Source organism: Paenibacillus sp. FSL H7-0735 (assembly GCF_038008505.1).
In the GTDB taxonomy this organism is placed as follows: domain Bacteria; phylum Bacillota; class Bacilli; order Paenibacillales; family Paenibacillaceae; genus Paenibacillus_AQ; species Paenibacillus_AQ odorifer.
Map to the genome: position 1 here is coordinate 1,508,268 of NZ_JBBOZH010000001.1, position 15,957 is coordinate 1,524,224.

At 36.5% G+C, this 15,957-nt stretch carries 11 protein-coding genes and 1 pseudogene; 11 read left to right on the forward strand and 1 reads right to left on the reverse strand.

Annotation, left to right across the window (positions count from 1 at the left end):
• Positions 1–8: 8 nt before the first annotated feature.
• Positions 9–3,551: a PIN domain-containing protein gene (locus tag NSS82_RS06950; RefSeq protein ID WP_076272073.1), complete on the reverse strand. Its 3,543-nt coding sequence runs from the start codon at positions 3,549–3,551 to the stop codon at positions 9–11.
• Between the two features lie 205 nt (positions 3,552–3,756).
• Here NSS82_RS06950 and NSS82_RS06955 point away from each other — a divergent pair, with 205 nt between their 5' ends.
• From NSS82_RS06955 to NSS82_RS07005, 11 genes and pseudogenes are all read left to right on the forward strand, one after another.
• On the forward strand, positions 3,757–4,224 hold the full coding sequence (locus NSS82_RS06955) for a hypothetical protein (protein WP_076272072.1): 468 nt from the start codon (positions 3,757–3,759) through the stop codon (positions 4,222–4,224).
• 326 nt (positions 4,225–4,550) lie between these two features.
• Entirely contained in the window at positions 4,551–5,348 is a 798-nt protein-coding gene (locus NSS82_RS06960; protein WP_076272071.1) for a TnsA endonuclease N-terminal domain-containing protein, read from the forward strand.
• A gap of 12 nt (positions 5,349–5,360) precedes the next feature.
• Positions 5,361–7,541 (forward strand): Mu transposase C-terminal domain-containing protein, encoded by a 2,181-nt coding sequence (locus NSS82_RS06965; protein WP_081386534.1) that lies wholly within the window; start codon positions 5,361–5,363, stop codon positions 7,539–7,541.
• 5 nt (positions 7,542–7,546) lie between these two features.
• Positions 7,547–9,190 (forward strand): ATP-binding protein, encoded by a 1,644-nt coding sequence (locus tag NSS82_RS06970; protein WP_076272069.1) that lies wholly within the window; start codon positions 7,547–7,549, stop codon positions 9,188–9,190.
• A gap of 15 nt (positions 9,191–9,205) precedes the next feature.
• The gene (locus NSS82_RS06975) at positions 9,206–11,104 is read left to right on the forward strand and encodes a TnsD family Tn7-like transposition protein (RefSeq protein WP_256718375.1); all 1,899 of its coding nucleotides are present in this window, start codon (positions 9,206–9,208) and stop codon (positions 11,102–11,104) included.
• 5 nt (positions 11,105–11,109) lie between these two features.
• Positions 11,110–12,999, forward strand: a complete 1,890-nt coding sequence (locus NSS82_RS06980; protein ID WP_178944163.1) for a TnsD family Tn7-like transposition protein — start codon at positions 11,110–11,112, stop codon at positions 12,997–12,999.
• 315 nt (positions 13,000–13,314) lie between these two features.
• Positions 13,315–13,827 carry a hypothetical protein gene (locus NSS82_RS06985; RefSeq protein ID WP_076272066.1) on the forward strand — a complete coding sequence of 171 codons (513 nt, stop codon included), beginning with the start codon at positions 13,315–13,317 and terminating at the stop codon, positions 13,825–13,827.
• 55 nt (positions 13,828–13,882) lie between these two features.
• A complete protein-coding gene (locus NSS82_RS06990) occupies positions 13,883–14,236 on the forward strand; it encodes a hypothetical protein (protein WP_076272065.1) in 354 nt (117 codons plus the stop codon).
• Positions 14,237–14,725: 489 nt separating this feature from the next.
• Positions 14,726–15,064 (forward strand): annotated as a pseudogene (locus NSS82_RS06995) (type II secretion system F family protein); the annotation flags it as partial.
• Between the two features lie 13 nt (positions 15,065–15,077).
• A complete protein-coding gene (locus NSS82_RS07000; protein ID WP_076272063.1) occupies positions 15,078–15,266 on the forward strand; it encodes a Flp1 family type IVb pilin in 189 nt (62 codons plus the stop codon).
• Entirely contained in the window at positions 15,263–15,934 is a 672-nt protein-coding gene (locus NSS82_RS07005; protein ID WP_256718374.1) for a TadE family protein, read from the forward strand. Before NSS82_RS07000 ends, NSS82_RS07005 begins: the two co-directional genes overlap by 4 nt.
• Positions 15,935–15,957: the final 23 nt, after the last annotated feature.

A 15,957-nucleotide genomic window follows, 5' to 3' on the forward strand; every position in this document is an offset into this window, starting at 1 on the left:
CAATTCAATTAGATATTTTGTTGTTCTAACCAAGTGTGAATTTCCATTTTCATTTCTCTGAATCGATCTTGATTTGATGAAGAGAAAAGGGGCTCGGTAATATCCAATAGTTCTTGGATTACTTTGTTCGTGTTTTTGTTATGGGTAACGACAGTGCAAAGGGCCTCCGTAATCGATTGTTGCTGTGAGGAGGGTACATCATCTAACCAGATCCATTGTAGAATTACCCCACAAACGCCAAGAACATACTCATGACCTATTTGATCCTTCTTTAAATAATTCAATAACTGATGGATTTTATCGTCCAATACATACTCATTTTTCTGTAGATGATGTAGTATCGTAAATTCATTAATAGGAAGTAAAGTATACCCCATACTAAGTAAGTTCCCCATATCCTCAAAATAACGTCCTACAGTAATTCTTCTAATTAAAACCAAGTTGATTATCCACTCCACGGTATTAAAGGATTGAATGTTAAAAAGTTCTTTTGCAACCCCGCTTATATGATAACTATCTGACAACAAGTTCAAATGTTCATCTTTACATGCTTCCAAAGGCTGAAGTAAAAAGCTGATTTGATCATCTAATTCATTATTTGTTATGGGATTCCCAATTTTTGTACAGTTGTTATTGATCCAATATATGAATTCCTCGTTATTTTTAAGATATTTTTGCATTTCCTCAGCGCTATTTTTATGATGATTAACCTGTCCGTTGTTGTAGCTGAGGGTAGCTAATCCTCGCTCCCCTATCGTTTTTTTATGAGAATATTCGTTGGAAAGTTCATTATAGTCATTTTGATGAATATATAAATCGTACATCTCAGCTAGCTCATCAAGATGACCGAGCTCTCTAATCGTCAGAAGGGTATACGAATCACAGAAAACTTTTTTTGAATCCTTAGATATTGATACTCTGTGATCTATATCCTGAAGATCAGGACCTTGATATACCCCAAATTCCATATCTGAAGAGAAATAATAAATCCATGTTTCATAAGGGCCCTTGTTAAGGAAGGCAGCCAAGAAACTTGGAGGGAATTGATTTTCTTTCACTACGTTTAGCTTATGGTAGTAGGACTCACTATGGCTCTTCAGCATTTCAATGATTTGATCAGAAAGAGTTTTATCATCATTGAAGGCTTTAATGGCTTGGAAAATTGGAGTTTCTGTTGGGAAAGTTGCACTGAAATGTTCAAAGATGAAATGATAGGTATTAATCCATTCTGGTAAGGGATTGCTTAATTTTTGTGTAACGCTAAGGAACAAGGAAAAATAGGAACGCCAAACTTGAGGGTCCTGCTTTCCAATTTCGAACATTTTATAAGCATATTCTAATGACTGGTAATAGGCCTCGGCTTCCAAATAGCTCTTGCTTAGTAAATGAAAACGTTCTGCTGTAGGTTCTCCATTTATTCTTTTCTCTATAGAACGCAGCACGTTAAAACATTCTGTAATTGATCCTAAGCGAAGCAAACAACTCGCATACCTAGATAGAAACGTGATATCGTTTGTTTTTTGGAACAGAGCTTTATAATGTTCTTTTGCTGGTCCATACCACTCAAAGTTAAAGTATATCTCGCTAACAATCTCCCGTAAGACAATACTAGGTGTTGAAAATTGTTCAGCTAATTCTATGACGTTACTATACTCTCTTAGTTCATACAGACCTCTAGCGTAACGATTAACCATGGATTCATGTTGACGCCAAAGGGGGACTTTCTCGATTAACTTTACTAATTGCTGATAATCATTTGGTGTACCTCTGTTCATATATGCTTGTGATAAACTCATTGCAGCTTCTACAAACAATTCTTCAGATAAATTATCTATGCATGATTCCCAGTGTAAGATTGCATTGTCCCAATCGTGGAGAATTGTGGCCCTATAAGCCTTTAGGGCGTTAATCCCAACATGAGTGTACTGTTTAGCCTCTAGAGTATCAATTGTAGTTTGAATTTGAGAATGGTTTAAGGCACTTGCTAAGCTTTCTAAATATACAAAATAGTATTTTATTGAAAATTGATCATTCATATTTACAAGCTCGAATTGTTCTTCAAGTAAATCTATAGCTCGCTGAGGATTACCAGAGTTTGTATAAACATTAGCCAACACAACAATATCTTTAATGTCTACTTTACCTACTGTAATTCGTTCCTGAAGTAACTGAATGGATGTACTCCAGTCTTCATCGCATAAGCAACAATAAAGGAAACCGTTAAAGTAGAAGTCTTTATTTTCATATTCATGATTGTACAACCATTCAAACGTAATCTTTGCTTCCGAATAGCGATTACTCCACAATAAAATTGGTGCTTTTAGTTCCTGAAGACGTTTATTAATTCGCTCACTTTGTTTCTTGTGACTCTCTAACTTCTTTATGATGGGCAATATCAATTGATATTTTTCTTCTAAATCTATTATGCGTCCAGTAGAGCCCTGATCTTGAAGGTCTAAAACCATAGCTTCAAGCTTAATAAGCTGCCATGCGAAGTTTTCTGGTTCTGTTTCTAACATTTTTTGGGCCAATGTCAGGGTGTCATCAAACTGGTGATTTCCTAGCAACGTGTATGCACGAAGCACCTTCAATTCAGGTGCATCATATTTATCTAAAAGATCTATTGCTAATTGATGTTGACCTTGCCTTCTGTAAATTTCGACTGATTTTTCGATGTTAGCTGGAGTATAACCTTCTTTTTCGATGGCTCGATTAACGTATGTCAGAGCGTCTTCGAATCGTTCTTGGATAAGTTTAATCAATGAAAGCATACGGAACTTTCTTGATTCATTTTTACAATGATTAACTGCGGTTTGTAAGTAAAAGATAGATTCTTGTTCTTGTCCATTCATAATAAAGCAGGAAGCAATGACAGCATTCAATTCCATAATTTCTTCATCAGTGTGTACCTTTTTACTATGAAGTCTTTCGAGGGCTCTTTCACGTGCAATAAGTACATCACCCGCGATTATAAGTTCATTTAAATCGGTAAAGGAAACAGGTTCGAATAACTTATTTAACAGAACACTCTGTTCATTCAGTGTCTGATTAAACTGTCCTTGAGCAGCCTCCATTTTGTCAAACCCTTGTTTTAGGTCTTCCTTAAGTTCAAGATTCAGGGATCGAACTTGTGATAAAATCTGCAAAAATCCAGGATTCCAGTGAATTTCTTGGAAATCATGAATTTTGGCCAGGATTGTTATGAAAAATGCTTCAAGGTAGTCTTGGTACTGAGGGTATCTTTCTATATATGGAAGTAGGTTTAACTTTGATGACTCGAAATCTTCCATCGTTATCCCTTCAATAATCCAGCGAAAGATTTCATCACGGTTTATTTTATCTTCTAACAAATCATTTATTAACTCATCTGAAATGTCGAATACTGCTTTAGAGTCAGCAATTGCAGCCTTAAACATATTTTTAACTTGAGTTGAATAATTATCCTTGGACCACTTTGCTTGTAAATCACGATAAACTTTCATATTTTTAATTTGTGGCAATACATAAGCAAAGAATTTTCCCGCAATTCGTGAAAGTACAACTGGCTCCAATATATATCCCCTCAATCTCTATATAAAGTGAATTGATAAGATAAGTGTATCACTTTTATTACGGTGTAAACCAGAACAAGCGTAATGAAAAAAGATTGTCCGAGACTGAAAATTTATGCTTAGATTAATTTCTATACAGCAGGTATTTGCTAATAAGAAATTGAATTAGTTAATAGTTGGAAATCTATTTTTCTGAGGTGTAAATATGTACATACAGAACATTCGTAACTCGATTTCTAAATTTAATGATCAAGAATATGAACTTTTTCTAAAGAAGCTTAGAAATATATTGCGTTTTCAATATGGAAAAGAATCTTTAAAACCCTCTCAACTTAGACAGCGTGTGGATGAGTTTGTACATGGGAAAGAACCAAACAGTGATTATCTCGAAGCATACATGCTTACCTTTGATGAGATTAATAACAATGGGGCAATAAATGCGCTTCTAAACGGTAAGGTGGAGTCTCCACAGAACTTGCGGGAACTGCTTTTATATGTAACGGAAAACCATATATTTTCTACGAGGCTGTCAAAACATATGGAGGATGAAAAAAATTTGTTAGAAATTAGAAAACTGTTTTTCGGTTGTTTGCGTCATTGTTACAGTGACGATAAAGAACAGTTTTTTAAGAATCTGTATAGCTTTAATCACTTTTTAGAAATCAGTGAATAAATGGTATTTCAATTAATGTAATCCTCAAGTTACTTACTTGAGGTTTTTTTGTTTTGTAAAGGGGGTTTTAAAATTACGTTATTAGGGAATATAAGTAAAATAAAGGTATTATATGTTACTTGGAGTGCTTTTTCGTTATTTCCATTTTTCAAAATTCCCCATAAAAGCGCTTTTTTGAAAAAACCAAAATTATTAAGCCCCATAAAAATTGTAAAATATTGTGCTATGAATTCTTCTGGTTCACGATATATTATGCAAACAGAAACAATTTTGAACTGGAAGAAAGGATGCAGGACCTTGGAAATTCAGATTAGCGAGGAGGAACAATGGTGGCGATAAAAAAACAAAGAACGATTCTAGAAGAATACAAGTTTATGGTCCAGAAGGGGCGGGGCCAAGGTGAAGGACAATATTATGAGCCTTGGCTTAAAGTCAGAGAAATACCATCTAAAGGATTTTCTCATCGAATCTTAGGATGGAAAACGGGCAGAGTCCATCATTTGTTATCCAATCTGGAGCTTTCCTACTTTTATATATTGGAATGGAGATCAAATGTAAAGGATATTCGGGAACGGTACCCACTTGATCCAAAGCAAACACTTGAAATTGCGCATATGCTGAAAATTCGCCATCCTATTCACCCGAAAACAAAGCAGTTAAGAATAATGACAACAGATTTTTTCATTACCGATGAACAAGGCCAACACACTGCCATATCAGTAATGCCTATCACAAACCTAGAAAAAAAACGGACGATTCAGTTGCTGGAGATAGAACGAATGTATTGGCAACAAAAAAATGTTGATTTTGCAGTTGTTACTGATTTCGATATCCCTGAACCATTAATAGATAATATACGTTGGCTTCACAAAGCACGACGACTTATTGACGGCCCTGAATTCTTATCACAAGAATTAATCATGGAATTAGAATCTTATTTTTATAAGGTTATTAGCCAATCGTCTCAACCGTTAGCGCATTCGTGTTCCGAACTGGATCGTTATTATGATTTTCCGATTGGAACTTCCCTATGGATTGTTAGACACTTCTTTGCCAACAAGACTTGGAAAACGAATATGTTGGTGCCAATTGATACTGCCAAACCGTTAAAACTTAATAGCTAAGTAAAGGAGGATATGATGTTACCATTTGGAGTGAATTCATTAATTGAATGGTTTACAGGTGACAGTCCTGAAAGCAATCCAGTAAAAAGAATCTTATTTATTTCTCATAACAACGATAAAGTTATAACTTTTGATGTAAATGATCGTTTAGCTTTTCCACAAATCATGAATACAGAAGCGCTATTAGAGGATTTGAAAAATCAAGAAGCAAGTATTTTGACGGAGGATCGTTTTCTGCGTATGGATATTCCCGATGTAAAAACTAAATTGAAACATTTCGAAAATCGGGATAACGCATGGGGAAAAATTAAGGACATCGTTGCCGATGAACCAGATATTTATGATCCTTCGCTTCTTAGCGTGATGGTGGAAGAAGCAGCAGTTAAACATAATACCCAAATCAAATATATCTACAAATATCTACGAAGGTACTGGAGAGGCGGTAAGAACAAAAATGCGTTATTCCCAACCTTTAGTCATTGTGGTGCTAAAGGAAAGGATCGCCTTACAAATGGGGGGAAGAAAAGGGGAAGAAAATCAGTAGTTGAACTTATGACAGGGACTACAGGTGTAAATGTAGATGTGAATATGTTGTCTAAAATAATGGCTGGATACAGTATGTTCTATGAAAATCGAAAACGGTATTCTTTACGGAAGTCATATAATGAAACGATTGCTCATTTTTTTAGTATCGGCAAAAAAATGGAACGTGGTCATGAGGTTCATGTTTTGCCAGATCAGTCAAAATACTTTACGTATGAAACATATTTGTATTGGATTCGCAAGAAAAGAAATTTGAAGAAAAAGATCATTTCTCGCGAAGGTGAAAAGGAATTTAATCTGAACAAACGGCCTGTATTAGGAAAGTCCGAAAGAGAGAATTTTGGCCCAGGGTCCATCTTTCAGATTGATGCAACAATAGCAGATGTGTACTTGGTGAGTAGTTATGATCGTACCAAAATAATTGGGCGCCCTGTTTTATATGTGGTCATAGACGTATTTAGTCGAGCTGTTGTTGGTTTTTATGTGGGTTTGGAAGGTCCGAGCTGGGTCGGTGCTCAAATGGCATTGCTCAACACTTTTGAGAATAAAGTTGACGTCTGCCAAAGATTTGATGTCGATATCACTGAGCAAATGTACCCCTGCTGTCATTTGCCTGAAAAATTAATAGCGGATAGAGGCGAATTGATATCAGATCCTTCAGGTGCTCTGTCTGAAAATTTCAATATTGATGTAGTTAATACTCCACCGTATCGAGCTGACTGGAAGGGAATTGTCGAACAACAATTTCGATTGCTCAATTTAAATACCATTTCATGGCTACCAGGCGCCATTAACAAGCGGCACCGACAGAGAGGTGAACCTAACCATGCTTTAGATGGTACCTTGGATATAAATGAATTTACAAAAATCATTATCAATACCATTTTGAAATACAACAATAGTCATTATTTGCAGGGCTATGACAGAGATGAGTTTATGATAGCTAAACATGTTACACCAATCCCTAATCAATTATGGCAGTGGGGAGTACAACATCGAAGTGGGCATTTAAGACAATGGGGAGCAGATTTTGTAAAGCTCAATCTGATGCCTCAAAAGTATGCCACTGTTACCGAAAAAGGTATTCGATTTAAAGGGATGCACTACTCGTGTCCTACAGCAATAACAGAGCAGTGGTTTATAAAAGCTCGGAAAAGAAGCTGGAGAATAGATATCTCGTTTGATTTTCGAAATGTTAATGTAATTTATTGGCGTGAAAAAGGGACAAATCGATTTGAACGATGTGAATTACTTGAACGCGAGCACAAGTACATGAATCATCGATTTGAAGATACTCAAGAGTTGATTGCTCAAGAGCTGATTACAGCTAAACTTCAGGTAGCTGCTGAACTACAAGCGGATGTGGAGCTAAGCAGTATGAATAATGACATTAGCGAATCAGCGACTGAGCAGACGAAAGAACAACTTCAAATTGTTGATCTTAGTGACCGTCAACGATTAATGGGAATCAAAGAAAATCGAGCCCATGAACGTGAAAAACGTAGAGAAGAAGAGAAGTTTGATGTCGGAGGGACGTTTGATTCACAAGACGTCTGGGATGCACCTAAACCTGAAGTAGAAATACCTGTATTACCATCATCAAAATCAAAATCAAGGTTAGATATGATAAAACAAATGAAAAGAGGATGAATCATATGGCAAAGAAAATTTCAGCAACTGAAGGCGGTAAATATGTTTTCACAGGTAGAACTGTGAATGCAAACTATATTGAGCAGGAAGAACCGACATATCAACACAACCTGTGGATTGAAGCATTACCTCCAATCCTCACACAAGAAGAGGCATACCGCAAAATGAAACGATATCCCGTTTATGAAAATGAAGAACGAAAAAAATCGAATGAAGCTCGTTTGCATGCAGTACAACGAATTCGAACATATGTAGAACCATTGCCTATGCTCTTGGATTTGGAAGAACGTTTCTCTAGAATGATTCGTCAAGGGTATCTTGCTCGAAATCCGATCGATGCGGAATATGTAAGACAAATGAGAGCGGGTTTTACCGATTTAGAGCCAGGCGAAATTCCAGTGATACGTTCGTCTTCTGCGGGGTTTGCTGTGATTGGGCTTAGCGGTATGGGGAAAACAACGGCGGTTGAAAGTGTGTTAACACTTTATCCTCAGGTCATTCATCATACCCAATATAACAAAACTGTTTTTCATCGTTCTCAGGTAGTGTGGTTAAAGTTGGAGTGTCCTTCCAATGGCTCTATCAAAGGATTGTGCTATAAGTTTTTTCAAGTTCTTGATTTAATCCTTGGGAGTGATTATTACAATAAATTTTGTAGAGGTAAAGTCACTACGGAAGAGCTGATCCAGGACGTTGCCTTTATTGCCTCGACGCTAGGGCTTGGGGTCTTAATTATTGATGATATCCAGCACTTAAATGCGGCTAAAAGTGGTGGGGCGGATACTATGCTTAACTTCTTCGTGGATTTGGTCAATTCTATTGGAATTCCAGTGGTTCTCATTGGTACGAATGCTGTTATTCCATTGCTCCAAGGCACATTTTCTACTGCACGGAGATTTTCTGGTCAAGGTGATGTAATTTGGTCTAATCACGTCGAAGAAGATGAGGTTTGGGATTACTTTGTTGAACAACTTTGGAGATATCAATGGACGAATAAACCCACTATTTTAACAACAGCATTAAAGAAGACTTTATATGATGAATCACAAGGCATAATGGATATTGCAGTTAAGTTGTATATGCTTTGTCAGTGGAGCCTTATTGGTGCAGATAAAGAGCAAATTACGTCAACGCTTATTCGAAATGTAGCCAAAGAATCATTCCAGCTACTTAAACCGATATTGGAGGCACTCAAGAAGAAGCAAATCGGTAAATTAGCAAAAATACGAGATATTTATGTGGATGAGGAAACGATGGACAATTTCCTGAAAAATTCTAAAGAACGTGTCATGCTGCATGGGTCATCAAGCACAATGCATAATCAAAAAGCGGCAAACGCTAACGAGCAGGAAAGTGATCCGATCATGATTGTAACAACATATCTTTTAGATATGGATTATAAGCCTTTGATTGCTAAGGAAGCTGCTCATATTGCGGTGTCACAAAATGACCAAGCTACAGACATTAAAAAAGTGATAAAAGATGCAATGAATATAGCTTTCAATATGGATACGGATACGTCTTTTGGAGAATTATTATCGCCTGATGATATGCGGGCATTGACGAAGCCAATGTCAGAAACAGATCATTCCAGCAACTATGAGCGCTTAAAAGAAGCAGGTATGATCCAAACTATTGAATTGGAGTGAGTACAATTGCTGCCAATGTTTCCTAATCCGTACCCCGATGAAATTTTTAATAGTGTTATGGCTAGATATCATTTTTGGTCAAGAGGGAAAAGCTGTTCAGCTACCATTGGGGAGTTATTTGGAACGGAGAGGTTGGCAGCCATTGTTGATTTTCCATGTGGATTATCTTCATTACAGTCAAAAGTATCTGCTCATCACTCTTTTAAAGAGGAGAATTTGATTCAATATCACACTTTTTTTCCTTTGCACCAACCATTCTTGTCGTCTGAAAAAGTGGACGCCATCGTTTGTAAATTAAAGGTTGGAGGAAATAAAGGCGGTGGAGTACACGCACTTTTAGGTTATGGCGGCTCGTCGGTCAACATATTCTCGTCAACGCTTCGTTACTGTTCATGTTGCGTACAGGATGATATCGAACTGTACGGAGAAACATACTGGCATCGAATTCATCAGATTAGCGTAATTCAGGAATGCCCAATTCATAACAACCCACTGAAAATTTCGACCGTGCCGTTTCGTGACCGTCAGCATAAATATCAATTTGTTGATCTGAATGATGTAATAAATGGTCTCACCCCACGTCCATTAAAAAATAACGAAACTGAAGTGTATTTTAATTCTGATTTATTATCGAGTAATACACAGTATCTGCTCAACAATGTAGTAACACCATTGGATTTTGAAAGTTTTAGAAAACGCTATGTTTATCTGCTAAAGACTGCTGGGTATGCAAGCCTTTCAGGTAAGGTGAACATTTTAGCATTATCAGAAGATTTTGTTAAGAGGTATGGACGCAACTTTTTAGAGCAGATTGGCTGCTTGCCGAGCCCTAGTAATGAAAAGAATTGGCTGAATTCGTTCGCCAGATATTCCAGATTTATGATCAGTCCTGTCAAACACCTCCTAATGATGGCATTTTTGAAAATAACGGCTGCGGATTTCTTTGAAAATATATCATTTGATGAACCCTTTGGAAACGGACCTTGGCCTTGTTTGAATATCGGTGCGGACCACTACAGAAAAGAAGTTATACAAGCGGTGAAAATGAAAACTCATCCTAAAGATAAAAAAATCGTAATAGGAACATTTCAATGCGATTGTGGATTTGTATACACCAGATATGGACCTGAAAAGAAAAACTCTGAACAAGAACGATATTCATACAATTATGTTAAACAATATGGGGGTGTCTGGGGAGAAAAGCTGAAATATTTATTGACGGTTGAAAAGAAAAGTCAAAGGGAAGTAGCTAGCCACTTTCAAGTCAGTTGGATTACCGTAAAAAGGTATTCTGCTCATGGAGAGACTCGTAAACGATCACTTAAAATGTTGGTTCCAAAGCTGCCAAAAGGGTTTGTTCAAAAACGTTCTCTATATAGAAGTCAGTGGAGGGACCTTCAAATTCGATACCCTGAAAAAGGAAAAACTCAACTATCAATTCTTTTGCAAAACCCATTTTATTGGTTGAAAAAATATGATAAAGAATGGCTAGAAAAAAACTCGCCTCCACTTAAAAAGGCTATGCGATACAATCCATCTCCGATTGATTGGAATAAGCGGGATGAAATGTTGTTATTGAAGTGTAAAAAAGCCGTCCAACAACTTTTAAGTTCTAAAGAACCAGTACGGTTAACAATAAATTCGATTGGTGAAGTAACAAGTTCGGTGCGATTGTTGACTCGGAAAAAGTCTGAAATTCCTAAAACAATGGATTATATTCAACATATTGTTGAAAACCATGAAGACTTTCAGATTCGTCGTATTCAAAAGGCGGCAATTATTTTGCGGGCGAATGGAGAACGTCTTGTAGCCTGGAAATTGAGAGAGGCAGCCCACATTGAAAAGGCGGCATTGAGCAAAAAAGTGAATGAGCAAATCAATAAAATAATCAATGAATATGATTTGGGAGGATAATGAAAGTGATACCACTATTTCCAACCCCCTACCCTGACGAACTGCTGTATAGCATTGTGGCGCGATATCAATTTTGGAGTCGAAATCGATCATATGCTTCTTCTGTAATAGATCTTTTTAAAACTCCAAGTATTTCCATTAACGTTGATTTCCCATTTAAGATAGATCAACTTGTTGATAGCTTAAATTTATTATCCGATATGAACTCAGATTATTTTATTTCACATCATACGTACTTTTCTCTAATCATGCCCTTTATTCAAAAAGAGCAACAGAGCGATATTCTAGAGCATTTAAGAAAGGGCGGGGGGAAAATTAAGAATGTCGCCTCTGTTCTGGGTGCTAATAATGTAAAGCTTACCAATCAATTTTTAAAGTATTGCCCTAAATGTTACACCGCCGATAAACAAAAGTATGGGGAAGCATATTGGCATCGCACTCACCAACTTAATGGAATTAGCGTCTGCCCATTACACGAAATCGCATTAATAAATATATTTTGGATGAGACAATCAAAGATCATTGATATAAATCAGATTTCAGTTTCTTTAACCGATTTACAAAATGTTCCTATATCAAAATGGGATATTACTTTTTCTAAAATGACACAGTGGTTTTTCGATAACGAATTATCATTAGATATTATCAATTTAAAAGAAATTTACTCTGAACAGTTAAAATGCAAATCCTTAGCGTACCCATCGGGAGTCATAAAACATGTTGATTTGCTTGACGCACTCAAAGATTACTATGGTTTAGAATTTTTAAAGGGCCTTTCAACGATAATGAACGTTGATCTTTCAGTCCAACTGAAACGATTGCTTAGTTTGAATTTCACAAGCCCTCCTTTTGTTCACCCTATAATTCATTTTTTGCTGTTGGTATTTCTAGAAATAGATCTTAATCTATTAAGAAAGGATGTAGATTATTTTAAGTATCGTCCTTTCGGTCTTGGACCTTGGCCTTGTTTAAATCCTACATCAATGCATTACAAAGAACATGTAATTCCTGATTGCGAAATCAGTTGCAGTGCGAAGGATAGAATTAAACCTTTAGGTATATTTCGTTGCAGTTGTGGGTTCGAATATTCCAGGAAAGATGCAGATACAACTAAAGAGTCCGTTTATCAATATTCCACTGTTATTAAGTATGGTGAAATATGGGACAGGTCACTTGTTGATTTGGCACATAATAAACGACTTAGCTTCAGAAAATTATCAAAAAAACTCTTAATTAGCCCTGATTTAGTAAGGAAAGAACTTAAGCGTATTGAAGAAATGGGAATTGGAATACCTGATAAATACAATAGCTTCTTTAATACTAAAGCTCATCGTTTTAATGATTTAGATTCACTGAAATTTAAGTATCGTCAATCTTGGACTGAATTGATACAAAGATATCCTGATGCTGGAAGAAGTGATTTGAAATTATTAGATCCAAAAGTGCATAGATGGATTACAAAATATGATAATCAGTGGTATAAAGATATCACACCTTCAGCCAAGTCATCTGGTCGGAAGAAAAAAAACTGGAAAGATGAAGATAATTTGTTTTATGAGCAGCTTTTACAGGCAATAACGAAAATGAAAAATTCGAATAATAAGCCTTTCAGAATAACAAAACATTCTTTATCCCAATATATGAAACAATGTTCATCTGACACATTTATAAGAAAATTAGAAAGTATGCCACTGACTAAAGAACTCTTTTTTCAATCCATTGAAAGTCTAGAGGACTTTCAAATCCGTCGTATACAGTATGTTCTAAGAACTTTTATCGGTTCAGGGGAAGCTATTACCGTAAGTAAAGTGATGGTGAGGGCCTCATTATACGACGGAAGAGCTTCTAAAAGAGTTCTTGATTTTGTTGAAACTGAAGTAAAACAGCACTTATAATTACTAAATTTTGTTTGTAACAACATAAAAGGAGTGCCAAAACTGTTACCAGTTTGCACTCCTTTTACTTGTCACAGGAATGTGTTTCTTAATATCAGATTATTTAATTAATAATGAAGAACTTTATACGTTGTTAAGCGACATGGAAACGATATTTGATAAAAAGGAAAAAATCTAGTGTGTGATATTATATGGTTGTTATATCCAGTATATTTTGCGATTATCCTAGAAATAACATCTTTATTATACTATGGAAAATGCTGTTTTCCGTGGTACCATATTCTTACTTATTATAAAAAGAAGGGGCGTAGAAAAATGTCGGATTTTTCAAAAAAAGAAATTAATAAAAATGTGTTACATGATAACATTCGTGTATTTAAAATTAATAAAGAAGGAAATCCAATTACGGAGCTGAAATTAGATGATAAGTCTGGGGAAATAATTCAAATACAAGCTAGTATTAAGGATATAGAAGGAGAAACTCCTTCGTTAATCTCTATAATCGATTCAAGCGACATTGAAAGTGAAGTAAAAAGAGCTATTAATGAATACTTTAAAAAGGACACTCCAATAAAAAATCAAATCATTTTTCTGAAAGAGGATATAAATCAATTGGATCAGAAAGGAGATGAGAAGTTGAAAGAGAATTATGGAATAGCTGAAGATATTCAATCACTTTTTGGAGAAGTTGTTCAGAAGGCTACAAAAGAAGAGCTACAGATTGATGTAGACTCAGCTCGCGCCTCTTCTGGATACGATACTGTGGAAGAATATAAAAAAGCCATTTCTGAAGGTAAAGTTAAAAATTATTCAAGAGCCTTTTTTTGAACACGCGTGGGAAGCTGAAAATATTATAACGAGACTTGAAGATCGGGATGTTTTATTGAGATTAGGTAATTTCAAAAATATTCATGCGGGAGAAGAGATGAATTGGGCGGATTTCCCGCTTAGGTTTGTTGACGGTTCAGTTTTGATGATAGCTCAGACTTTAAGGCCATTGGGCAACAGAAAGTTGGAGTTAATTCAATCAATTTTTGTCTTTGTCAAAGTGGTGGAGGGAAGAGCTCAATATGTTTTTCATTATGATAAAGTTGTAGATATACCTAACCACCCTGATAACCACTTGCAAATTGAATTTGATAAAAGTGTTAATACTCCCAGATTTGATAAATATAAGTTTGTAGAGCTAGAGGAAATTATAGGTATGATTATTCGCGATGGATTAATTATGAATTAGGATTTCTTAATGAGAAAGAAGATTAGTAAACCTCATTCTGAACGATGAATGATTTCCTTCTTAAGGATGATTCCAGTTACCTCACCTCAGAATTAAATACCTTCCAGAGACTCTTCATGATATGTAACCTTATCACATTGAAAACTTTTTATGCCTCATGAAGGATAAAATTCTTGGATAATCCCCCAGAGTTTTCACTCATGTGAAGTTTTGATAATGAAAAGTGTTAAGACCATCGATTGCTATGATGGTCTTTTTATTATGGATATTGAATGTTGCGAATCTTTATTGCCAACATTAAATACCGCATTTTTTTGGCTAAAGAAATTTAGGGATGTTTTCATTGCCAACATTAAATATCACGCTTTTTTCGACGGAGAATCCAACTTTAAATTAATCATTGTTAACCTTCGACTCAAAAAATACATGTAGTATTAAGGATCTATATTTCCAACTTTATTTAACTGAAACATGGAAAGCCACCGAGGGGATGCGAATCATCCTCTGTATAAGGAGCTAATGATTATGACTAGTGAATGGGAGGGCGGATATTCCTTCCAGCAGGCGTTTGAAAATTTCAGCAAGAGATGCGCTGTGCAGGAGGTATCGGTATTCACAACGACAGTTCTGCTGAATTATCGCAGAGGTGGAGCGGATTTTGTGCTATCGCTACGTGATCTGTCGCGGATGCTGTGGGATAAACGAAAGGCACTTAGCCGGACGCGCGGAGAGCAGGCATCCTCCAAATTAGTTTTCCCGATGGTAGTTATCTTTTTAATAGTAATTGTACTGGTGGGAACGCCAGCATTTTTGATGTTAAAAATGTAGGAGGCTGAAGCTGATGGTATCAACAATGTTGGACAGTATGAAGAACTTTTGGGAAGACGAGAAAGGTTTAGGAACTTTGGAGATGATTTTGATTATTGCTGTCTTGATTGCGGTTGTTCTTTTGTTTAAGGACAAAATTCAAGAGGTAGTAGAAGCCTTAATTAAAACGGCGGGTGAAAAGAGCCAGGAAGTATTCGATTGAACAAGCTTAAGGGTGATCAAGGCAGCTTTACCATTGAAGCTTCACTTCTGTTGCCGATCGTCATGTTTATTACGATGCTTCTTTTGTTTTTTTGCTTGTATAGCTATCAGAAGTCCATGCTGTTGCAAGTGGCCTCAGGAGCTACTGAGCGGGCGGCTTACAACTGGGACAACAGTCACAAGGAGGTCTCTGGTTCTTACATGGCTGGTGAGTATGACTCCCTTTATTGGAGAATTGGGGATGATGCCTTGCTAGCCTCATTATTCGGTGCAGAAGCTGGCAGTGCTGGCGTGACAATAGAGTTGCCCGGTGAAGTATCAGATAAGGGTGATTTGCCAGTGCTTAAACTGGGCCATTCGTCTACCATGATTCCGGACAATATGCCAGGAACTATGCGTTATGCTCACAGCCTTACAGGACGGAGAGTAAGCGCTGAGTTAAACCGTCTGCTGAGCTTACAAGTGCTTGATAAGGTTCTATCGGATGAGGCTAAACCAACTGTCGAAGCCCAGTCTATCATTGTTGAGCCTGTTGAGTTTATTCGTACGGTCGACCTGATGCGTTATTTCGGAGCTAAATTTAAAGGGGGCCCTGAGGGCAGTGGATCAGCAGTTTACATGGATAAGAAGGATGCTTCTGCTATGCTGACCAAGCTTCAGGATAAGTAAAATCTCTGCTCAAGGGAGGGGGT

Coding starts and splice junctions, on each gene's coding strand:
- NSS82_RS06955 (WP_076272072.1), top strand. CDS start 3,757: ATGTACATACAGAACATTCGTAACTCGATTTCTAAATTTAATGATCAA.
- NSS82_RS06960 (WP_076272071.1), top strand. CDS start 4,551: ATGGTGGCGATAAAAAAACAAAGAACGATTCTAGAAGAATACAAGTTT.
- NSS82_RS06965 (WP_081386534.1), top strand. CDS start 5,361: ATGATGTTACCATTTGGAGTGAATTCATTAATTGAATGGTTTACAGGT.
- NSS82_RS06970 (WP_076272069.1), top strand. CDS start 7,547: ATGGCAAAGAAAATTTCAGCAACTGAAGGCGGTAAATATGTTTTCACA.
- NSS82_RS06975 (WP_256718375.1), top strand. CDS start 9,206: ATGTTTCCTAATCCGTACCCCGATGAAATTTTTAATAGTGTTATGGCT.
- NSS82_RS06985 (WP_076272066.1), top strand. CDS start 13,315: ATGTCGGATTTTTCAAAAAAAGAAATTAATAAAAATGTGTTACATGAT.
- NSS82_RS07000 (WP_076272063.1), top strand. CDS start 15,078: ATGGTATCAACAATGTTGGACAGTATGAAGAACTTTTGGGAAGACGAG.